Here is a 272-nt window from a genome sequence, read left to right on the forward strand (position 1 = left end):
GTCATGGGGGCTACTCTGCCGCCTCTGCACGCCTCCGGCCAGAGGCTGTCCAGACGGCCGCGGGCCTCAGCGGATCGCGATGACGGCGCCGGCCCGCTCCCACCGCAGGACCGCGAGCAACGGCCCGGTCGGCAGGGACACGCAGCCCGCAGTGCCACCTCCCGTGGCGACGTGCAGGAAGATGGCCGACCCCTTGCCCGGCGTCCTCGCCTCGTTGTAGCCGATGACCTGGGCGTAGTTGTAGGCCGGCTGGTTGAGCAGCTTCTCGGCGC

At 72.1% G+C, this 272-nt stretch carries 1 pseudogene; it reads right to left on the minus strand.

The features are described from left to right. Positions 1 to 66: 66 nt before the first annotated feature. Positions 67 to 272, minus strand: a pseudogene (locus ACLJNW_RS25165) (hypothetical protein); the annotation flags it as partial.

Origin of the sequence: Salmonella sp. SAL4457 (assembly GCF_046548235.1) — a bacterium.
Taxonomy (GTDB): Bacteria; Pseudomonadota; Gammaproteobacteria; order Enterobacterales; family Enterobacteriaceae; genus Salmonella; species Salmonella enterica.